This window comes from Fimbriimonas sp. LA-C6 (assembly GCF_055398105.1).
This window is the reverse complement of sequence record NZ_AP038796.1, coordinates 1,941,798-1,962,075: the sequence shown is the minus strand read 5'-3', so window position 1 is coordinate 1,962,075 and position 20,278 is coordinate 1,941,798. Positions and strand designations below refer to the sequence as shown.

The 20,278-nt window shown below is 53.6% G+C and carries 18 protein-coding genes and 1 pseudogene; 7 read left to right on the top strand and 12 right to left on the bottom strand.

Annotated elements, in window-relative coordinates:
* Window positions 1-4 precede the first annotated feature (4 nt).
* On the top strand, window positions 5-496 hold the full coding sequence (locus ACZ51B_RS09100) for a hypothetical protein (protein ID WP_464296928.1): 492 nt from the start codon (window positions 5-7) through the stop codon (window positions 494-496).
* Between the two features lie 1,352 nt (window positions 497-1,848).
* On the opposite strand, the gene ACZ51B_RS09095 is transcribed toward ACZ51B_RS09100, so the two are convergent.
* The 7 genes from ACZ51B_RS09095 to ACZ51B_RS09065 all read right to left on the bottom strand — a co-directional run bounded on the left by ACZ51B_RS09095 (window position 1,849) and on the right by ACZ51B_RS09065 (window position 7,346).
* Complete coding sequence (locus ACZ51B_RS09095) at window positions 1,849-2,055, bottom strand: hypothetical protein (protein WP_464296927.1); 207 nt, start codon at window positions 2,053-2,055, stop codon at window positions 1,849-1,851.
* 7 nt (window positions 2,056-2,062) lie between these two features.
* Window positions 2,063-3,013 carry a prepilin-type N-terminal cleavage/methylation domain-containing protein gene (locus ACZ51B_RS09090; RefSeq protein ID WP_464296926.1) on the bottom strand — a complete coding sequence of 317 codons (951 nt, stop codon included), beginning with the start codon at window positions 3,011-3,013 and terminating at the stop codon, window positions 2,063-2,065.
* A 77-nt stretch (window positions 3,014-3,090) separates the two neighbouring features.
* On the bottom strand, window positions 3,091-3,303 hold the full coding sequence (locus ACZ51B_RS09085; RefSeq protein ID WP_464296925.1) for a hypothetical protein: 213 nt from the start codon (window positions 3,301-3,303) through the stop codon (window positions 3,091-3,093).
* A gap of 1 nt (window position 3,304) precedes the next feature.
* Window positions 3,305-4,231, bottom strand: coding sequence for a prepilin-type N-terminal cleavage/methylation domain-containing protein (locus ACZ51B_RS09080; protein WP_464296924.1), 927 nt, complete (start codon window positions 4,229-4,231; stop codon window positions 3,305-3,307).
* Window positions 4,218-5,393, bottom strand: coding sequence for a GntR family transcriptional regulator (locus ACZ51B_RS09075; protein ID WP_464296923.1), 1,176 nt, complete (start codon window positions 5,391-5,393; stop codon window positions 4,218-4,220). The genes ACZ51B_RS09080 and ACZ51B_RS09075 overlap by 14 nt, the downstream gene beginning before the upstream one ends.
* Before the next feature lie 224 nt (window positions 5,394-5,617).
* Window positions 5,618-7,117: a threonine ammonia-lyase, biosynthetic gene (gene ilvA, locus ACZ51B_RS09070; RefSeq protein WP_464296922.1), complete on the bottom strand. Its 1,500-nt coding sequence runs from the start codon at window positions 7,115-7,117 to the stop codon at window positions 5,618-5,620.
* 25 nt (window positions 7,118-7,142) lie between these two features.
* The gene (locus tag ACZ51B_RS09065) at window positions 7,143-7,346 is read right to left on the bottom strand and encodes a hypothetical protein (RefSeq protein WP_464296921.1); all 204 of its coding nucleotides are present in this window, start codon (window positions 7,344-7,346) and stop codon (window positions 7,143-7,145) included.
* 414 nt (window positions 7,347-7,760) lie between these two features.
* On the opposite strand from ACZ51B_RS09065, the gene ACZ51B_RS09060 reads away from it, so the two are divergent.
* A complete protein-coding gene (locus ACZ51B_RS09060; RefSeq protein ID WP_464296920.1) occupies window positions 7,761-8,942 on the top strand; it encodes a WD40 domain-containing protein in 1,182 nt (393 codons plus the stop codon).
* 28 nt (window positions 8,943-8,970) lie between these two features.
* A complete protein-coding gene (locus tag ACZ51B_RS09055; RefSeq protein ID WP_464296919.1) occupies window positions 8,971-9,705 on the top strand; it encodes an alpha/beta hydrolase in 735 nt (244 codons plus the stop codon).
* Here ACZ51B_RS09055 and ACZ51B_RS09050 read toward each other — a convergent pair.
* Complete coding sequence (locus ACZ51B_RS09050) at window positions 9,702-10,094, bottom strand: hypothetical protein (RefSeq protein ID WP_464296918.1); 393 nt, start codon at window positions 10,092-10,094, stop codon at window positions 9,702-9,704. The genes ACZ51B_RS09055 and ACZ51B_RS09050 overlap by 4 nt on opposite strands.
* Window positions 10,095-10,419: 325 nt before the next feature.
* Between ACZ51B_RS09050 and ACZ51B_RS09045 the strand changes: the two genes are divergently transcribed.
* A complete protein-coding gene (locus ACZ51B_RS09045; RefSeq protein WP_464296917.1) occupies window positions 10,420-13,017 on the top strand; it encodes a TIM-barrel domain-containing protein in 2,598 nt (865 codons plus the stop codon).
* A gap of 39 nt (window positions 13,018-13,056) precedes the next feature.
* Here ACZ51B_RS09045 and ACZ51B_RS09040 read toward each other — a convergent pair whose 3' ends face one another.
* The 4 genes and pseudogenes from ACZ51B_RS09040 to ACZ51B_RS09025 all read right to left on the bottom strand — a co-directional run bounded on the left by ACZ51B_RS09040 (window position 13,057) and on the right by ACZ51B_RS09025 (window position 17,747).
* Complete coding sequence (locus ACZ51B_RS09040) at window positions 13,057-13,326, bottom strand: DUF3144 domain-containing protein (RefSeq protein ID WP_464296916.1); 270 nt, start codon at window positions 13,324-13,326, stop codon at window positions 13,057-13,059.
* A 71-nt stretch (window positions 13,327-13,397) separates the two neighbouring features.
* Window positions 13,398-14,707 (bottom strand): annotated as a pseudogene (gene dctA / locus ACZ51B_RS09035) (C4-dicarboxylate transporter DctA).
* A gap of 37 nt (window positions 14,708-14,744) precedes the next feature.
* Window positions 14,745-17,399, bottom strand: coding sequence for a family 78 glycoside hydrolase catalytic domain (locus tag ACZ51B_RS09030; protein ID WP_464296915.1), 2,655 nt, complete (start codon window positions 17,397-17,399; stop codon window positions 14,745-14,747).
* A 78-nt stretch (window positions 17,400-17,477) separates the two neighbouring features.
* Window positions 17,478-17,747: a hypothetical protein gene (locus ACZ51B_RS09025; RefSeq protein WP_464296914.1), complete on the bottom strand. Its 270-nt coding sequence runs from the start codon at window positions 17,745-17,747 to the stop codon at window positions 17,478-17,480.
* Window positions 17,748-17,856: 109 nt separating this feature from the next.
* Between ACZ51B_RS09025 and ACZ51B_RS09020 the strand changes: the two genes are divergently transcribed.
* The 3 genes from ACZ51B_RS09020 (at window position 17,857) to ACZ51B_RS09010 (ending at window position 20,224) form a co-directional block, all read left to right on the top strand.
* A complete protein-coding gene (locus ACZ51B_RS09020) occupies window positions 17,857-18,864 on the top strand; it encodes a galactitol-1-phosphate 5-dehydrogenase (RefSeq protein ID WP_464296913.1) in 1,008 nt (335 codons plus the stop codon).
* On the top strand, window positions 18,855-19,640 hold the full coding sequence (locus ACZ51B_RS09015) for an SDR family NAD(P)-dependent oxidoreductase (RefSeq protein ID WP_464296912.1): 786 nt from the start codon (window positions 18,855-18,857) through the stop codon (window positions 19,638-19,640). The genes ACZ51B_RS09020 and ACZ51B_RS09015 overlap by 10 nt, the downstream gene beginning before the upstream one ends.
* Window positions 19,641-20,059: 419 nt before the next feature.
* Entirely contained in the window at window positions 20,060-20,224 is a 165-nt protein-coding gene (locus ACZ51B_RS09010; protein WP_464296911.1) for a DUF1328 domain-containing protein, read from the top strand.
* The last annotated feature ends 54 nt before the right edge of the window (window positions 20,225-20,278 follow it).

The window sequence follows — 20,278 nt, the reverse complement described above, 5'->3', positions numbered from 1 at the left end:
GACCATGCTGAGGCTTCTTGTTATCATGTGGGTGTGTGCTGCTCTCCAGAGTCCTGTCTCCCCACGCTCCAAGGAGCCTCTTTCTGTCACGACGGAACTTCTCGATGGGACGCATTGGGTCACGACGTCAAGCAAACCGTTTAGAGTCCGCGTGACCCTACGAAATAGATCCAACAAACCCATTATTCTCTGGGACCAACAGAGCGCAGAAGGTGGCCGAAACATCTCGTTCCTTTTGAAGACGAAAGCGGGCAAAGAGATCGCTTTACACCGCCCTCCAATCGTGCGGGCAGGGGGCTTCCCAACGGCCAGCACGCTGCAGCCCCAACAATCCCTTTCCGTAGTTGTGGACATGGCTCCGTTAGAAGGTGCCCAAAAGCTTCCCGAGGGGCCGCTCAAACTGAGAGCCGTTTTTTCCAACACCAAATCAGAATCCCCACCCATCACCGGAGTGTGGGTGGGGCGGGTTGTTTCTGCTTGGACAAAGATCAACTGACAGAGCCGACTATGACTTCTCAATCTGAGAAAGCAAAGCCCGGAACTTTGTCTGTTCGCTCATAGGCATGCCTTGCATACCTAGCGCAGTGCGCAGAGTAGTGATCGCTTCTTGAGTTCTACCAAGTTGAAGATAGGCACTAGCGGCATAGTAGTGGGCCATGAAGAAGTGTGGCTTTAATTAAGGAAGCTGAAAAGAGCTTCTTGCGGGTTGGGTTCATTCAGGCGGTCGGACGGTGTCGACACCGTCCCCACGGTCCTGAATCCTTTTTGGCGAAGAACGCCATAAGCAAAACGAATCCAAGGATCGTTAGGGTGCAAAGCCACGTAGTCCCGAGCCACCTTCCTGGCACCAGAGTACGGCAACACTCCCGACATGCAGTCAATGTGCCACTAGTTCGTACGAGTATGGTGAGTGGTTCTAGGTTCGACACTTTGAATTTGACGTCGAACCTAATAGTTTAAATTTAGGGATCCTCTACCACGGTGTGTTGTAGGTATTCACGATTCCTGATGGTGAAGTAACGTGGATGACTTTAAATTCCCGAGCGTTTGATGAAACCGACGAACCACCAGAGTCAACGCCGCCAGCAGTAACGTCTGACGCGAACAGTGTTCCCGCATAGTTAAGGCAGATAGCTTTACCAATCCATTTATTGACAATGGGATCCCAGTTAAAAGTGAACCCGCTATTTTGAACATTTGTTGCCCAAGTTGTTGGGTTGCCATCTGAAGCGCTTCCGGACATAGTTGGCGGTGAAACGCTACAGAGAACAGAGTAGAGTGAGAGAAAAGCAGTATTAGATGCTGACACACTTGCGCCATTGGGTCCCCCAGCGCTACCGACGAGCTGCCCTTTTGCTCGCGAGTCCACTAGCGCATAATACGGCCCGGATGTGTCTGGAACCTCCCCTCGGTAAGAGGGAACAAACTCAAAATACCAATATACATCTCCGCCAGTTGAAGCGCTGCCATGTGAGGTTAAGACCGGCGGCTGGTGTGGATTCGAGATATGAGCGGTGAAGGTATGGGCGTAGGAGCATGTGCTAGTAATAATCCGAGTCCCATCTGATCTTGTATCGAAATTCTGAGTAGCAGTGCTGTAAGTGACTGAACCGATAGTAGTTGTACTGAAATGCTCTAGGCCGTACGTTCCGTAAGGCACAACGTTGCCAGCGAGAGACAAGGTAGGTATGGCGACGCTTAACGTTATGGTTGCCAAGGTGCTTAATCTATTGATATTAGACATGACTTAATGTATATCATAAATTGCAAATTAGTAATAATGTTTGGTGAAATTAGTTGGCTTGGGACGGATAGTCCGGGCGATTTAAATTAACCGCCCGTTCATGCTTACTGCCCAGTCGCAGGAGGAGGAGTCTCGGTTCCTGCTTTCTTCTTCGCAGGCTTCGGTGTCCCTCCGCCTGGAATCGCACTCGGACCATCTAGCTTCGCTTTTAGCTTTGCCTCATCCGCGCTCGACATCTCTCCCGACGAGCCGCAGCCGACTAAACAGCCACCTAGAATGACAATCCCAAGGATAAGTGTCGTTTTCATCATCGACATGTTAGTTTGGCCAGAACGCCTTGATTGCCAATCGGCCATCGGGCAGCGTGATGGTCGTTCCCATCAGATTTCTCCAGGCAGTGTTCTTGGCGTGACCATCGACCGCTACGTAGATGCTGTTGCCGGTGGGAAGGTGAGCAGTAGGGATCTCGCTAGGCGAAACCGCGCCTGCATCTTGTCCAGTTGCGTGCACACGTGCCATTGGGCCGCAGATAGTAGCCTTGTTTCCGTATAGGTTGTACTGAGGGGTGGCCGGATCCCAGAAGTAGTCCCAGTTATCGGGTGTATCTTGGCCGTTTTGGAAGTCACCGTATCCATCGCCTGCATACTGCCAGAACATATCGTAAGCACCGGCTTGAACGATCATTACTTGGTCAGCCGGAGAGGAAACCTGTGTGGTTGTCATCGAAGGAGTGTTCTGTTCTTTGTAACCAGCAACTGCCCAGTCGTCGTTACCAGCACCTGGGTAGATGGCTGCTCCTGCGATTCCGTCAAAGTAATACTTCTTGCCGCCAGTGAAGGCAGCACCTGCCGGGTTGTTACCCAAGACCCAATCGTCTGGACTCGTCGAACGCGTGGCACTTCTCATCGGAGGCATGCCCCACTGATTGCGGATGACCCAGTTATCGCTATTGAGTGTTGCAGGACCAAGCGGGTCCATAAGAACACCGTACGATTTCATGTAAGGCTGCATCAGCTTCACGAACAAGTTTGGGTCTCCCCAATTGGCCTTATCAGCAGCGACTACTGGGCTAAAGGAGTCATCCACATCCCCGGCGTACATGATCTGAGCAAGCCCCATCTGCTTACAACCAGATAGTGCGACGGTCGCCTTAGCAGCTGCCTTGGCTTGAGCGAAAACAGGAAAAAGGATCGCGGCAAGAATAGCAATGATCGCGATGACAACAAGTAACTCGATGAGCGTAAACGCTCGACTCTTACGAATATTCATATCAATTCTCCGACGTTGGAAACAAAATGAAAAAGAAGACGGACTCCCCTATCCAGGTAGGGGAGTCATGGGAACCCTTATTGAGGTGCTCCTGCAGGAGCAGAACTGGCACCCGGAGGTGCTTCGCCCTTCTTAGCGCCCTGGCGCATCTTGGCGATCTCCTCATCGGACATTTTCCGCTTGAAGTTGTTGCGCAACTCCTTGTCTTGGTCCTTAGGAAGTTCGCTATCTGCGCCTGAGCAACCGATCACCAGGAACCCAGCGAGAGCGGCAAAGAGTACGGTTCGCATATCAGTATTTCGGAGCAGCATAAGCGAGGTACTTGGTTCCTCCGGGACCATCCACCGACTTACTGTGCATCTGTCGCCATGGGCGGACAGCTGCATGGCCATCGGTGTAGACCGACACGTTCAGACCTTCTGGGAACTGGGTCATGTCGATCACGCTTGTGGGCCAGATACCCGCCTTTGTACCGGTGGCATTCACACGAGCTGCTGGGCCGCACGTCATGTTCATGTCGCCGTAAAGGTTCAGGCCGCCATCTCCCCAGTGCCGATAGGCTCGGTCAGGTGTAAGGCTTCGAGAACCCCAAAGCATGTCAAAGTGGTTCGCTTCGGCTACAAGAACAATCTCAGCTGGGCGCGAGATCTCGGAGTTCGTCATGGACGGGACATTGTCTTTGTATCGATCCACGATGAACGTGTGCCAACCGCCGGAAAGGCTCTTAGAGGCTCCAGCGATACCGTCTCGCCCCCAAGGGACTCCGCCCGTAAGCTGAAGACCCGCAGAGTTGTACGCACCCATGGCGCAACCCGTGACGTCGGCGAAGTCCGTCGGGCATCCCGCGACCGCTTCGCGTCGTGGCATCATGGCCCACTGACTGTTGAGAACAAATGGATTGTCGCTCACTTTGGCAGGCCCCAGAGAGTCCATATAGACTCCAAAGTTCTTCACATAAGGATCTAGAACAGCAGCAAAAGACCACATATTCCAACCATCCTGGAACTCAGCAATCGGAGCAAACCGATCGTCGTTGTCCGTTCCATAGAGAAATTGGGATGTGCCAATCTGCTTCGCATTTGAAATAAGTGCAGCCTTCTTAGCAGCCACTTTGGCCTGTGCAAACACAGGGAATAGGATCGCCGCGAGAATGGCGATGATTGCAATAACAACAAGTAACTCAATGAGCGTAAAAGCTCGACTTTTAGGTATGTGCATTTTCAGATCTCCACTGTTGGAAAGATTTGTTAGAGAAGTCGTTGTTGATTCTTGGAACGGTGGTCGAACCTTGCTCCACGGTGGGAGCTTCCAGAAGGACATGGCGGAAATGGCTGGGGGTGTCACCCTCTATCCGGTGTAGGAGCATCTCTGCCGCGTACTGTCCAATACGCTCAAAGTTTTGTCGAGCTGAGGTGAGGTGTCCACCGCCGGGGACCCAGCGGAGAAGGCCATCAAAGCCCATTACCGACATCTCATCCGGAACATTCACACCCATGCGCGAAAGCACCTCGTGAACCTGGAGGCCGATGTGATCGTTCACTGCAAAGATCGCGGTTGGAGGGTTGGGAAGCGTCAAGAGCCGCTGAACGGCAGCTTCCACCGCGCCGATGTCGTCCGAAGCAACCTGCTTCATGTAGCTGGGCTGGAACGGAATTCCAGAAGCCGCCAGCGCACTCTTGTATCCTGCCAATCGTGCGGCGACCGTAGAAACCTCCTCGGTGTTTGAGACGCAAGCGATATGGCGATGGCCCTGATCGTAAAGGTACGAAACCGCTTGGAAAGCTGCTCCCTCATTGTCGGTGCCTACAAAGTCACCGTCCAATTTGGTCGGCGGAAGGCGGTCTACAAAAACAATAGGAACCCCGGCACTGCGCAGCTCTTGAAGAGCCGATAGATTCCGCTTACCTCCGAGATACCAAAGGATCGCGCCGCACGTGTGAGGGTCATGGGCGATGGTCCGCAGGTACTTCGCCTCCTCATCCAGAATCGAATCCCAGTCTGGGCCATGCGCTGTGGTCATGGTGATGCGGATATTTGGCGCGGTCGCCACCCGATGGATGCCCTTCAAAATCATAGAAGCGCCGTAATCACCCGTGTCGGGCCAAATCCAGATCGCAATCTGCCGGTGGTTGGCGTGGGACCACTTGGAGCCTTTCAGAGATTTCGCTGCAACTACAGGCCGACATCGTGGCTTGCTCTCGACCAGCCCCATATTGCCCAACTCCGCCAAAGCCGTCCTCACAACAGCGCGACTCACGCCAAATTCGATGGAGAGTTCTCGTTCGCTAGGGAGTGTTCGCCCGGAAGGCAATTCGCCTCGGTGGATGCGACTTGCGAGCGCGGAGATGACAGACGTAGTTAATGGCGAAACACCGCTCATTTACACGAACACCTGCACGTTTGCCGCCTTGGCAGTATTGATGTGGCTTCTTTGCTCCATCGGTATCATTAATACCGGAGCGGACCAAAAAGTCCAAGAAGTTTCTTAAGATTCTTGCGCTTGGTAATTTAATGGACCAAACATGTAAGAGGTGTACCAAAATAGTTCCCCGCAATAAACATTATTCAGAAAGGCTGCGGGGAAGGGAAGTCACACTAACACGACTACTTGAGGAACAGAACGCAGGCGGGGTCTTCCGTAACATCCGTGTATTCGTAGCCCAATCGTTCCAGATATTGGCTGAAATCGCCCAGTTCTGAGGTTGGAATATCGATTCCGGCAAGAACGCGCCCCACGTCTGACCCATGGTTTCGATAATGGAAGAGTGTGATGTTCCATGAGGAGTGCATTGCCTCAAGAAACTGCAATAATGCCCCCGATCTTTCGGGAAATTCAAACGCCACCAATCGCTCATTCGGCACGTCAGCCCGTCCACCTACCATGTGACGAATGTGCAACTTTGCGGTCTCATTGTCGGTTAGATCCAGCGTCTGGTATCCGCCGTCTTGCAGTTTTTGGACCAAACCTACCGCATTAGCAGACCGGATCCCCACATAAATATGGGCGGCACCTGGTCCGGAGTAGCGATAGTTGAACTCGGTCACGGTCACGTCGCCAATAGAGTCGCAAAACCGTCTAAAGCTTCCGGGAACCTCCGGAATCGTAACGGCCAAAACCGCCTCACGTCGCTCGCCAATCTCCGCGCGCTCCGAGACGTGGCGTAGGGAGTCGAAATTGATGTTTGCCCCGCTTGCAATGGCAATGTAGTTCCCGGGTCCATGTTCGGCAACCCACTTCTTAAGTCCCGCATACGCCAGGGCACCAGCAGGTTCCAAGATCGCCCGCCGATCTTCGAAGATCTCCTTGATTCCAGCACAGATGGCGTCGTTACTCACTACCACGCACTCATCGACAACCTGCTGACAAACCCGGAAAGTCTCTTTGCCGACTAACTTAACGGCAACGCCGTCGGCAAACCGACCGACATGGGGAAGGGTTACGCGCTCACCAGCCGCCAGTGAGGCAGTCATGGATGCCGCATCCTCCGGCTCAACGCCAATAATCTTGATCTCGGGTCGCAGAGTCTTCACCACCGCACCAATTCCCGAGATCAATCCACCGCCACCGACTTCAACAAAGATCGCATCAATGGGGCCTGGATGCTGCTTCAGAATCTCCACACCCACCGTGCCCTGGCCTGCGATCACATCGGGATCGTCGTAGGGATGCACAAAGGTGAGGTTCCGCTCTTCCATCAGCTCGCAAGCTCGATGGTAAGCGCCATCAAAATTGTCTCCAGCCAGCACCACTTCGCCGCCCAATGCTCTTACCGCCTCAACTTTTATGTTTGGCGTGGTACAAGGCATCACAATCACGGCCTTGCAGCCTAAGGCACGGGCGCTTAGCGCAACTCCCTGGGCATGATTCCCAGCGGATGCGGCAATCACACCCCGCGCCCGGGCCTCTTCGCTCATCAGCGCCATCTTGTTGTAAGCGCCTCGGATCTTGAAGGAAAACACTGGCTGTTCGTCTTCGCGCTTCAGCCAAACCTGGGAACCCAGACTCTCGGAAATTCGTGGGCAAATCTCAAGTGGGGTCTCGTGCGCTACGTCGTAAACGCGGGCCAAAAGCGCCCGCCGAAGATATCCCTCTAAAGTTTCCACGAAAGATTGTAGCTGTAATTTGGGTTCAAGCCAGCATCGCCATGAGCCTGTTCTTCCTCACCGCCAGCGTCGCGCCAAGCCCCAACATGGCCAGATTTGCGTCAGGATCCGAGGACATCGCAAGCACTCTTGGATCGGAAATGAGGAGCAGTTCCTTCAAAAACGTGGCACCGTTGTAGGTCTTGCTCAGGAAGTAGTGGTCCAAAAACACGACCTGAAACTCACTCAAATTGATCGAAATGAGTTCGTCTTCAAGCGAAGTCGCTTGAGCAACTCCGTTCTCAATAGAATGGATCCCCGTTTAAGCCTCGCACGAGTGGCCGCCCTCTATCAGGAAATCTCTCAAACGGGTTGCAAAGCTCACGTGGTCTTCCACGATCAGCACACGCTTTGGTTCTCCCAAAAGACCAAGGCCAGACCAAATGTCGCGAAGAACCACTTTCAGATCCTAACTGATTCGTCGGTGCCAGCTAAGAAATCACTGTAAAACGACAAGGTTTTCCCGCAATCTTTCAAACTTTAAGGTGTTCCTCTGATCAAAGATGGCGATGGAGGAGTCGAACCTTACACAATAGGAGTTCGCGTTTCACTGCTGTACGTGATATCCCGTGGTCGCCCACGCCAAACGCGCCAGACGTACGATTTGAATACTCTTACGCTCAACTTTTACGAAATCCTCGGGGTTAAATCCAACGCCGACGAGGACACCCTGAGAAAGGCTTATCGGAAACTCGCCCGTAAGCATCACCCCGACGTCAGCAACCATCCCCGTGCTCACGAGAATATGGCGCGCATCAACGAGGCGTTTTCCACGCTTGTTGATCCTACCAAGAGGATGGAATACGACGCCATGTTGGCTGGCGGTGGACTAGAAGAAGCGCCCGCACCCAACCGTAAACCACCCCAGAAGCCCATCGTCGTGAAGCTGATGAAGCGGTTGCAGTCCCACAAGACTCCCGTGTACAGCGTCACCTTCGCACCCGATACCGGCCAACTCGTCTCCAGTGCCTTCGATAACGAAATCATCTGGTGGGACGAACCCTCGGGGCAACCTAGCAAACGCACTAGGCTTGAGTCCGGCTCTGTCAGCACGCTAAGAGCTTTCTCCAATGACTGCCTTTACGCCGCAGGTTCTGCCGAGAGCCAGATCAGCATGTACCGCCTCAACGCTGGTCGAATCGACGCGTGGCGCACCAGCAACGAAGAGTGGGTCAGCAGCATCTCCATCTCCCCTGATGGCTTCGCCGTAGCCGCTGGCTCCCTGCTCCACACCTTCACCGTCAACAAAACCACCGACGGCGGCAGCATCTACCGCAAGAGCGATCACACGGAGGCGGTCACCTCCGTCGCCTGGTCCAACGATGGCAAATACCTTGCTACAGGCTCGGCCGACGCCACTGTCAAACTCTGGTTCGCCAAGACAGGCGCCCTGCTTCACACCCTTCGCCAAATCCGCAGCACGGTCACTGCCATCGCCTTCAGCAACGACAACCGATACATCGCCGTCGCAGCCGTCGACCTGAGCATTCGCGTCTTCTCACTGTCAGATGGATTGCTCGTAAAGATGATGTTTGGCCACACCAAGCCCATCGAGTCGCTCTGCTTCCATCCAAACGGCTGGCTCTTCGCCTCGGCCTCACGTGATGGCACCGTCGGACTCTGGAACGCCGCCAAGGGCATCGGCAACGTGCGAATCGAAGCCAGTTCCCGCCCCATTAGTTGCGTGGCCTTCAACCCAGAAGGAACCCGCCTCGCTGCCTGTGGTCAAGACAAGCTCGTCCGGCTGTGGGAAGTTTCCGCCAAAGATTCTCCTCAATCCAATTAATCGGAATCTGGTGTAGTCTGAGAGCACGATGCCTGCGTGCCAGCTCAACTATTTCTCGCAAGCCCTACAGATGGCGACCACCGTCAACCTGATCTTGCCAGACCCCTCGCTTAAGGGGCCCTATGAAGTCATGTTCTTGCTACATGGCTTAAGCGATGATCACACCATCTGGTCAAGACGCACCAGCATCGAACGGTATGTCGAAGGCCTCCCGCTCATCGTCGTGATGCCGAATGGCGGTCGAGGGTTCTATTGCGACGCCGTCGAAGGTTTCGCCTATGGAAAGGCCATTGGTGAAGAACTCCCTGCGCTGATCCAAACCTATTTTCAAACCAAGTCTCATTGGTCCATTACAGGTCTCTCCATGGGAGGCTACGGAGCGTTTCGCCTGGCGTTAACCTATCCCGAACTCTTCCGCTCAGCGGTATCTCATAGCGGGGCGCTGTTCTTTGGTCATGGACCGTTTTACAACAAGTCGGATGAGTTTGCAATCGAATTCACTCGTGTCTTAGGCGAAGACCCAACCGGCGGGCCCAACGACCTCTGTCATTTAGCGAAGACTTGCAAATCCGTCCCGGCACTCCGGTTCGACTGTGGAGTGGATGACTTCCTCCTCAGTAGTAACCGAGGCTTCGACGAGTTCCTGAAAGCAGAGGGAATCCCGTACGAGTACGAAGAATTCCCGGGAGATCACACCTGGAGCTACTGGGACGAACATGTCCAAGAGGCGCTTGCTTTCCACCGTAGAAATCTGAACTTCTAATGACGATAGACGCAAGCGTAGTAGTCGGCAAGCAACAACCCCTGAACCACGATAATGTGCCCGGAGTAGTTTTTATCTGGCCGAGCGGTGCTCGTGGAGATGGCATACATTTGCCCCGTATAGTTACCGATAGATACGGACTGGATAACTGCATCTTGTTTGTCGAACGTAGCTAATTTAGTGTTGGGTAGCAGCTGATCAGCGTTCCGAAGAAGGAAATGTGATCCCTCCTGAACCACCAACAGTTGATCCGTGGAAACGACCAATGTCTGTTGCCCTGACACTGTACGGTATCGAAGATAAACGGCCAGTGCTTTGGAGCCAACAGTTGAACTGGCAGTGACCTTCACGCGAGCTGATGCTAAGACCCGGTTGAGTCCACTCACCATGACATCAGAGCCCTTCGTAATTAGGCTGATCTTTGTGGTCCCGTTCGGTGTCCTGACCAAACTGTTGCCTGCAACACTCGCGTGCAGATGCGAACTCAGGCCGAGAGTTATCGCTAGTAAGCCCCATCGAACAGGTTTGGTAAAGCATAGCGAAAGTGGAATTAAATCGTAAGTTGGCATGTAAGAAAAAGCTCCCACCAATTTCTCGGGAAAATCCGAACAAACTGGATGTTTGAATCTAAATTCCTCGCAAATGACGTGTGTCACGACATCTATTCAGCTTCCACCGTCGAAGTTTAAACGAGTTATCGGGCAAACTGGTCACGTGCGTGCCTTATTGTTTTCAACCATCGGTTTAGTGAGCATTGCTCATGCCGAAACAGGATCCTACATTGACGGTGATCTACGCGTCCAAATCCTGTCCCCATCGGTCGTCCGACTCGAACTGAAAGGTCCAAGAGGATTCGAGGATCGTAAAACCTTCACAGTTGTGAATCGAAACTGGACCGGAGGGACATTCAAAGTTGTGAAGCAAACTTCAGGTGTACTCCTGAAAACAAAGGGCTTCACCGTAGAAATCCCATCAGAGCGCAAGGGACTTCGTGGGATCCGCGTTCTGGATGCAAAAGGCAAGGATCTGTACACAGTCGCAAACACCCCCGACGTGTCTTACCTGCCAGCACCTGCCAAACTGACCGGCGTCTATGCACTTGCTGATGCGCCTCGCATGGCTACCCCAGAAAAGGGCGCTATTCCAGCTTCTGCTACGGGACCCTATGCTGAGACAAACGGCTTCGACACAGGCAACGACTCAGCCGACGTCTATCTCTTCGTCACCAAGGACTACAAACAGCTTCGTAAAGACTTCCTGAAGCTCACTGGACCCATCCCCATGGTGCCCAGGTACATCCTTGGTTTCACGGATAGCCGCTGGTTCCCATACACCGAAGAGTCCGCCCTCGCAGACATCGACAGCTACCAGAAGCGCGGAATCCCGCTCGACATGTTCGTGGTCGATACCGACTGGCGAATCGGCGCATCCAAGGGATATGGCCCCAATACCAAGCTATTCCCAGACATGCCCCGGTTCATGCGGCGCGCCCACGAGAAGGGCGTTCGATTGATGTACAACGACCACCCAGAACCACAGTTCTCGGGCGCACTCGATCCTAAAGAGATCCAATACCGATGGGACGGCCTCACCAGCCTGCTCGGCATGGGACTCGACGTCTGGTGGTACGACAGAAACTGGTCCACCGTTCTTCAAGAGCCAATGCAGGGCCTTCGTCGCGAAGTATGGGGAGCCTCCATCTTCCACGACATCACGTTCGGTTACCGCCCAGATCAGCGACCGGTGATCATGAGCAACGTTTCCGGAATCGATAACGGAATCCGAAACTACCCGGCACACGCGGCCTTCCATCGCTACCCCATCTGGTGGACTGGCGACACGGGCTCCACTTGGACCTACCTGCAGTACGGCATCCAAAATGGCGTTGACATGGGCACCCTTAATCTTTTGCCTTATGTAAACGAAGACCTTGGCGGACACACGGGCAAACCAGACGCAGAGCTCTATACACGATTCCTGCAATACGGTGCGCTCTCGCCAGTTATGCGAGTCCACTGCACGTACGGCCTCAACCGACACCCTTGGGCGTATGCACCCGAGATCGAGAAGATCACCACGGATGCAATCAAGTTCCGGTACAGACTTCTTCCAACTCTCTACACTGCCGCACATCAGGCATACGAAGATGGAACTCCGTTGCTTCGCCGTCTTGATGTCGAGTTTCCGAAGTATGAGGAAGCCGCCAGCAACACCCAGTACTTGTTAGGCGACGACCTCCTTGTCTCGCCAGTCAAGAATTCGGTCGAGGGTCCAGGCCAGGCCATCAATGGATTGCTTCACACAGAGGATGGCAAAGACGGACTGAAGGCTGAGTACTTCACCAATATGAAGTTGGAAGGCACTCCAGCTGTCGTCCGAACCGATGCCAATGTTCAGTTCAATTGGAGCGAAGGATCACCCGATCCGGCTATCCCGTCCGATGGTTTTAGCGCCCGCTGGACTGGCAAGATCGGCCCGATGCCGAAAACCATGTCGTACAAGTTCAGCCTCACCAGCGACGACGGGTCTCGACTCTTCATCGATGGAAAGAAGGTCATCGACTCCTGGAAGGACCAGGCAGGCGACGATGCAACCGGCTCGATCACGCTCGAAGCAGGAAAGACTTACGACGTGAAGGTGGAGTACTACGAAAACAGCGGCGAGGCGTCCTGTAAGCTCGGCTGGTTCGGCGAGAAAGAGCCCGCAAAGGTCGTCATCAATAAGCTTTGGGTTCCACCAGGTACATGGCGCGACGTATGGACAGGCAAGACCTTCACCGGTCCTAAGCAGATTGAAGTGGAAGCGCCTCTCAACAAGGTTCCGATGCTCGTCCGAGAAGGCGGCATTGTGTTCCTCGGCGCAGATGTCCAGCGTGCAGATCTCCAGTTGAAGGCCGGACTCACAGCAGAAGTGTTCTTGCCAGCCAAGGGCAAGTCGGTCAAGCGATCGCTCTACGAGGATGACGGCATCAGCAATGAGTATATCAACGGCGCAGGCTCAACCCGAGTTGTAGAAGCCAAGACCACCAACGACGGTCTCGCGACGATCGAACTGAAGCCAGGAACGGGCACTTACAAGGGAATGCTCGAATCCAGAGACTGGAAAGTCCGAGTTCACCTCCCAGCAGGTGTATCGGTCGCAAGCGTGTCTCTCGACGGCAAGGATGTCCTTGCCGACGTACAACGCGCATTGTCCGCTGAGGCAACATCCATCCTCGACGTGTTTGCTCCACGTGGCGGAGACGTCGTTGAACTCAACCTCAAAGGCATCGCTCACACTTCAGGTCACACCATTCGCCTGAAGCTGAACTAAGCCCCCGGAGGTCCTCACATCCGCTGTGATGTGGGGACCTTACCGAGACTCGTTCATGATCTCGACTGCGTTCTCTCGAAACATCATTTCGTATTGAGATCGATAGTAGTCAACACCCTTCTCAAGGCTCATCTCCGTGTCGGTTTCGCAGCTCACCCAATAACACGCGTTATATCTGGAAGCTGCAAACATCATCGCTGCGCTCACTTGCTCAGGTGGACACTTCTCGCATGCCCGGTTTGCGATATTTAAAAATAAGTCAACCAAGTCGAAAAACTCGGTAGGCAAGGCCGGTTCGCTGTGTGACATCTCTGCTGTTACCTCTTTGTTCTAAGAAGCTATTTCCCAGTAACTACTCTCTGTTCATGTGGCAATTTTCGCTAGATCACGAGGGTTTGCTCGGAGGAGACATGCATATTTGAGCTTAATTGTTCCGGGGTTACTTCGCTCTCCCAGCGACTGATGACCACCGTAGCTACTCCGTTACCGATCAGATTCGTAATCGATCTGCATTCACTCATGAAGCGATCAATACCGACGAGCATGGCAAGAGACTCAATGGGAACGCTTGGAACCGCCTGAAGTGTTGCGGCTAAAGTGATGAACCCTGAGCCTGTAACACCGCTGGCACCTTTCGAAGTGAGCATCGCTACCATAATAAGTCCGGCCTGGTGGCTTAGGTCGAGCGGAGTATTCGTGGCTTGGGCCAAGAAGATTGCTGCCATCGCCATATATATATATTCGTCCCATCTAGATTAAAACTGTATCCTGTTGGGATCACTAGCACCACCGTAGAGGTTGAGCAACCTAAGCGCTGCATCTTCTGAATCATGCCTGGCAATGCTGTTTCAGAAGAGCTGGTGCCCAACACAAGTAGTAGCTCATCTTTGATGTAAGCAAGGAACCGAAATATCGAGAAACCACACACTCTCGCTATAGGGCCAAGGATCAGCACTACGAAAATAGCTGACGTCAAATAGAAACCGAACATCAGCACACCCAGCCTGCCAAGCGCACTGAATCCGTAGCTACCGACCGTGAAAGCCATCGCGCCAAAAGCACCAACCGGCGCAGCCTGAACAACCATGCGCATCACGCTAAAGAAGAAATCGGATGCCGTATTGAGTCCTCGCAGAATGGGTTCGCCACGTTCACCCATGTAGACCAGTGCGAATGCAGACAGCACGGACACCAGCAACACAGATAGAAGATCCCCCGTCACAAACGCGCTAAACAACGTATCTGGAATGATCTTGAGGAAGAACTCGCTTGAGCCTGCTTGGTGTGCTTTCTGCGCAAAACCGAGGCTAGCAGATGCGGCATCAGCAGTCGCATGAAACGTCTCGCCTGCCGGAGTAAAGCCAACCCCTGGCTTCAGCAAGTTCACCACGATCATTCCGATGATCAGGGCGATCGTAGAGACCACTTCAAAGTAGAGAAGCGTTTTGACACCAACCCGCCCTAGCTTCTTCAAGTCACCCATGGAAGCGATTCCATGGACCACCGTGCAGAAGATGATCGGGGCGATCATCATCTTGACTAACCGCACAAAGCCGTCTCCAAGGGGTTTAAGCGACTTCCCAAGGTCGGGCTGAATAAGGGCCACAACGATCCCCAGAACAACGGCGATCAGCACTTGATAGTACAGGATTCGATACCAAGGCGTCCTAGCAGGAGTCGACACTGACATCACTGCTAGGATACAGGAGCCTTAACGCATTAGCAAATTACAACTTACTGTCGAAGCGATACCTGCCCGACCCGACTTCAAATACGCTAAAGCCATTCTCCGTTTTAACAAGTTTCAAGCCAGCTGGTACGTTGCTCATTCCAGGCACCCAAACGGTAGCCGTCGTATTAGGCGGAACCACTATCTCCAACTGGAACTTACTGCCCGACTTCTTCCAGGAAGAAGAGATCTTGCCATAGGGTCCAAAATGAGTAGCCTTCGCCCATTTCAGGTCTGCCACAGGCTGTGGATGGAATAACACGTGCTTGAATGCCGCTACTTCGGGATCGAGTCCGATTCCAGCGATCCACTGGTAGAACCAGTTACTCACATCTCCAAACATGATGTGGTTCAGCGAAGATTCGCCTTTCCAATCTTCCCAAAGCGTGGTCGCACCTTGCCCAATCCACCAAGCCCAACTCGGCTGTTCCTTTCGAGAAACCAGCTTGTATGCAAGGTCGGTCCGACCACTCTCCGACAGTGCGCGTAAGATGAACTTCGCGCCGATAATGCCCGTGTCGATGTGACCCTGTTTCTCAACATTCGCCACCAAAGCATCAAATGCCGCCTTCTTCACAACGGGTGGAACCAAGTCGAAGTACACAGCAAGCGAAAGCGCGGTTTGCGTGCTGCCTGCCACCATCTCGGGACTCATGAAATGCTTGTTAAAGCCAGTTTTGGCAGCTTCGGCCACTGCCTCATACTTCGCGGCATCACTTGTGTTCCCATTCATCTTCGCGGCGTTTGCCACCACTTTTGCGTCGATGTACAGACAAACCGTTGAAGTGAGCTTGCTCGAAGTCTCCGTCGACCAAGGCAGCCAGTCCCCCAGGCTGTCAAACGGCACAATCCCGTCCTCGGTCATCTTGTAAAGATGATCCACATACCGCTTCAGCTTCTCGTAGTGTCGATCTAATAACCGAGTGTCACCGGAATAACGAAGCATATCCCCGGCAATGATATGAAACGCACTGTCCCATGCTGGGTGCGTATTGCCATATCCCCACCCACCAGTTGGGATGATTACAGAAACAGCACCGTCGGCTTTCATATCGTCCGAGTAGTCATCCAACCACTTGGTGTAGAACGACTCTGATCGAAAGTTCATCAACCCCGCCTCAGCTGCTAAATGAGCATCACCGGTCCATCCGTTCTTCTCCCGCTGAGGGCAGTCAGTAGGAATACTCTGTGCGTTGCTCAAGTACGAGTAGCGAGTCGCAGCCTGGATCTTGTTCAACATCTCGTCAGAACAAGAGAACTCCCCAGCGCTCTCAAACGCGGTGTGCGCAAACCGACCCTCAATATTGCTGGCTTCTAGCTTGCCAGGAAACCCTGTGACCTCTACGTACCGGAACCCGCTGTAAGAAAACCGCTGCTCCCACTCCTCGACACCTCTGCCTTTCAGGATGTAAACATCTGTCTGGAAAGGTTGTACAGGCGTCTCTTTGGTCATAAAGGTTTCGATCTCAGACCGCTGAATCATGCCTTGCTTATCCAGTCGTTCGCTATATCGGAGGGTCACCTTGTCCCCTGCCGCGCCTTTCACCCGAAGCTTCACATGGCCCGAAATGTTCTGCCCAAGATCCACCACGAAGACACCAGGCTTGGGTTCTGAAATAGCAACGGGCTTGATGCTTTTAGAAATCACCACAGGATTACAGGCCCGGCCAGCGAGCACGCCCTTCGGACCCGTCAAAACCGCAGCCGGTTGCCAAGACTTGTCATCAAACCCAAATTGGCTCCAACCAGTCATCTCTAATCGCGCATCGTACACTTCGCCTGTATAGATCCCGTCGAAAACAATCGGACCGGGGGCAGTCCTCCACGACGGGTCCGTCACGATGGTATCGCTCTGCCCATTTGCATACTCCACGTAGAGGATTGCCTTAAGGGCAGGCTGCGCCCGCCAAGGTGCTTTCTCAAAGTTCCAAGTAGCTCGGTCGTGAACGTTGTACCATCCAGTCCCCAAGATCGCCCCCAAGCTGTTGGGGCCGACTTTAAGCTGCCTCGTCACATCATGAGCAACATACAGCACGCGCTTGTCAAAGTTCGTATAGCCAGGATCCCGTTCAACGGTCTCGCCAAGCTTATGCCCGTTCACATGAAGCTCTGCGTATCCCACTCCACTTGCGTACAGCCTCGCCCGTGCCACCTTTTGCGAGAGTACGAACTCTTTCCGCAGAAAAGGTGCTGGCAGTTGCTCGTCACCTTTTGCGTGGCCTCCAATCCATGCACTCGTCCCCCAGTCGCTACCCTCAAGGAGCCCCATCTCCCAGCTCTGGGTCTTGCTCCAGCCTGATGCGTTGCCCGACGCATCCCAAACGCGGACCTTCCAGTAACACGATTGCCGCGAACGAAGGGCTTTTCCGGCATATGGAATCTGGATGCTCGCCTCAGACGCCACCTTCCCGGAATCCCACAGATCCGCTTGATCTGTGGCTAACGCTGTCGAACTGGACGCGACAAGTATCTGGTAAGCCGACTGCTTCCATCCCGGTGCAGCGCTCTCCGTGATCCAACTCAAACGTGGGGCGAGAGTCTCGACAACAGTGGGAAACGGGCTGTACTCGCACCTCAAGTCGGAGACTTTCATCTGCGGCGCGGATTCCAAGCCACCCACGATCGCCAGAAACGCGAACAACGCTGCACTCATGCCGACAATTTACCGTGGCATGCGATATATGCAACCCATTTAGGAAATTCTATCTAAGCATATGCAAGAGATGGAATGTTATGTTGATACGTCAACGTAAAGACTCGTGGTGGTAGCCCACTCAGCCTTCGTCTGTTCACTTGCTTTCTTGGCCTTATTCTCAATGCTCGACTTCAGTGAGTCCAACTCAACTTGCAAGGGCCGAATCTTCTCTTCCTTTGTCTTCGGGTCGGTGGTAGGGCAAGTCTCCCAATCGTGGATCTGAGCTTTAACTTTCATGATCTCAGGATCGGTGCTGGAATCCGGACTCTTAGACGCTGATATCGCTTCGATTGGAGCAGTGCTCATTTGAAACCCCCTACTCATAAAATTATCGGCAACCCAAAGGCCTCCACCGCCTGTTAATTCATACAGGAGATCAAGCCCACCCCCTATCACCCAACCCCAACTTTAGACCATGATTGCAGGAGTGAGAGCACTGCAGCTTGTCGAATACAACCACTTTGAACTGGTCGATCTTCCCATACCCACCATCGCCGATGATGAGGTACTCATTCAGGTCAAAGCCTGCGGCATCTGTGGGAGCGATGTCCACGGCATGGATGGCAGCACAGGACGCCGAATCCCCCCAATCGTCATGGGCCACGAAGCTTCTGGCGATATCGTAGCAGTTGGCAGCAAAGCCACCACCTGGACAGTGGGTGACCGAGTCACGTTCGACTCCACCATCTACTGTGGCGAGTGCCCGTTCTGCCTCAGAGGCGAAGTCAATCTATGCGACAACCGCCAAGTGCTCGGAGTCTCCTGCGGCGACTACCGCCGGAACGGAGCCTTTGCTGAATACGTTGCCGTCCCAGCCAGGGTCTTGTATCGGCTGCCCGATAACCTCACCTATGAGCGCGCAGCAATGGTCGAGCCAGTCTCCGTTGCACTCCACGGGGTTACAAGAAGCGGCTTCAAACCCGGACAAACCGCAGCAGTCATCGGATCCGGCATGATCGGGCTTCTTGTGGTGCAGGTCCTCAAAGCCAAAGGGGCCAAAGAGGTAACCGCTGTCGATTTAGACAAAGATAAACTTGAGCTCGCGTTAAAACTCGGAGCCGACAAAACATGCGCTGACTCAGCGGGCCTGGATCTAGACGTTGCCATCGAAGCGGTCGGCATTACACCCACGGTAGATATGTCAATCAGAACGGTGCGCAAAGGAGGCAGTGTCGCTCTAGTCGGCAACCTTGCACCCAACGTACAGATCCCTCTGCAAGTTGCTGTCACCCGCGAACTCTCTCTCTACGGCTGTTGTGCATCTCAAGGTGATTACGAGGAAAGCCTACACCTCATCGCATCCGGTGCGGTCAATGTGGACCCGATGATCTCCAAAAGCATCCCGCTAGAAGAAGCCGCCGAGTATTTCCAACGACTCCACAGCAAAGAACCCGGTCTCATGAAGGTAATGGTATGTCCGTAAACGAATTCGATCTCACCAACAAAGTCGCCATAGTAACAGGCTGTAGCCGCGGCCTTGGCCAGATCTTCGCCAGAGCCTTAGCGGATGCGGGTGCAGATCTCATCATCACAGGTAGATCTGTCAACTCGCTGCTCGAATTCCAAAAGGAAATCGAAGCCATGGGTAGGAAGTGTCTCCCACTCGCCTGTGATGTGCGCGACCACGACTCCATCCAAACCATGGTCTCCTCGGCCATTGAGACCATGGGCAAGATCGATATCCTGGTCAATAACGCAGGCTGCAATGTCCGCAAGCCTGCCCTTGATGTCACCTGGGACGACTGGAATCTCATCCTAGATACCAACCTCCGGGGCACCTTCTTCGTCGCTCAAGCAGTTGCCAAGCACATGGTCCCCAGAGGCTACGGCCGAATCATCAACATCGGCTCGGTCACTGCCGTCGCGGGCTACGCCGGACTCGGTCCTTACGGAGCCAGCAGAGGTGGGGTGAAGCAGCTCACCATGAGTCTCGCCGACGACTGGGGCATTCACGGTATCACCGTAAACTGCCTCGCCCCTGGCTGGTTCAAAACCGCCCAAAATGCCGTCATGTACGAGAACGAAGAGTGGGTCAGCTACCTCTCGGATAGAATCCCGCTTAAACGCCCAGGGCAACCCAGTGACCTCCGAGGGGCCGTGGTTTTCCTCGCTTCGGATGCCAGCGCCTACATCACCGGTCAAACCCTGTTAGTGGACGGCGGAATTTCGACTGGAGCGGTTCGAGCCTTGCCAAAATAATGCAGTTCTAGTGTGAAAAGTCGTATAAAACGTTAGTTTATGACTTTCTAATGGGCGCTCTGGGCCGAGTAACGGTATTCTAACGGTAGCCCGTCGTCTATACCTTTGAATCTTCTGCTAACACAGAGGTCGAGACTGAACTGAAAACTGTAGTGCTGAGCGAGTGGTTTCGCGGAGTCAAAAGGAACTCTCCCCGTAACAAGCAAAGCACGGTAGGAGGCACTGATCAATTAGGTTGCCAGGCTCGACCTTATCATCGAAGAGCGCAAATGGAAGCTCCGAGATAGTGGACACAATGACCGACGTCGAAGTCGCTTCAGATGCTCCACAGCAGAAGAAGTAGAAGCAGTCACTGTGCTTTGGAGATAGGGGACATACCTACCCATATCAAAGCCGCCACCACCAAAGGAGATAGACACATGCTTTACTGGGCAGCTGTATTTTTCGTCATTGCACTCATCGCCGGAGTTCTAGGATTTGCTGGAATCGCAGGTGCATCTGCAGGGATCGCACAGATCCTGTTTCTCGTCTTCATCGTACTCTTCATACTCTCGCTCATCTTGAAGCCGAAATCGCGAGTTTGAGCACGAAACTAACTTGGGGACCCTACTTGAGCCCTTGTTCCTGGACACATCGTC

Excerpts from the sequence above, each read along its gene's own strand:
- ACZ51B_RS09100 (WP_464296928.1), top strand. The coding sequence starts at position 5 with ATGCTGAGGCTTCTTGTTATCATGTGGGTGTGTGCTGCTCTCCAGAGT.
- ACZ51B_RS09095 (WP_464296927.1), bottom strand. The coding sequence starts at position 2,055 with ATGATGAAAACGACACTTATCCTTGGGATTGTCATTCTAGGTGGCTGT.
- ACZ51B_RS09090 (WP_464296926.1), bottom strand. The coding sequence starts at position 3,013 with ATGAATATTCGTAAGAGTCGAGCGTTTACGCTCATCGAGTTACTTGTT.
- ACZ51B_RS09085 (WP_464296925.1), bottom strand. The coding sequence starts at position 3,303 with ATGCGAACCGTACTCTTTGCCGCTCTCGCTGGGTTCCTGGTGATCGGT.
- ACZ51B_RS09080 (WP_464296924.1), bottom strand. The coding sequence starts at position 4,231 with ATGCACATACCTAAAAGTCGAGCTTTTACGCTCATTGAGTTACTTGTT.
- ACZ51B_RS09075 (WP_464296923.1), bottom strand. The coding sequence starts at position 5,393 with ATGAGCGGTGTTTCGCCATTAACTACGTCTGTCATCTCCGCGCTCGCA.
- ACZ51B_RS09055 (WP_464296919.1), top strand. The coding sequence starts at position 8,971 with ATGCCTGCGTGCCAGCTCAACTATTTCTCGCAAGCCCTACAGATGGCG.
- ACZ51B_RS09050 (WP_464296918.1), bottom strand. The coding sequence starts at position 10,094 with ATGGTGAGTGGACTCAACCGGGTCTTAGCATCAGCTCGCGTGAAGGTC.
- ACZ51B_RS09040 (WP_464296916.1), bottom strand. The coding sequence starts at position 13,326 with ATGTCACACAGCGAACCGGCCTTGCCTACCGAGTTTTTCGACTTGGTT.
- ACZ51B_RS09030 (WP_464296915.1), bottom strand. The coding sequence starts at position 17,399 with ATGAGTGCAGCGTTGTTCGCGTTTCTGGCGATCGTGGGTGGCTTGGAA.
- ACZ51B_RS09025 (WP_464296914.1), bottom strand. The coding sequence starts at position 17,747 with ATGAGCACTGCTCCAATCGAAGCGATATCAGCGTCTAAGAGTCCGGAT.
- ACZ51B_RS09020 (WP_464296913.1), top strand. The coding sequence starts at position 17,857 with ATGATTGCAGGAGTGAGAGCACTGCAGCTTGTCGAATACAACCACTTT.
- ACZ51B_RS09015 (WP_464296912.1), top strand. The coding sequence starts at position 18,855 with ATGTCCGTAAACGAATTCGATCTCACCAACAAAGTCGCCATAGTAACA.
- ACZ51B_RS09010 (WP_464296911.1), top strand. The coding sequence starts at position 20,060 with ATGCTTTACTGGGCAGCTGTATTTTTCGTCATTGCACTCATCGCCGGA.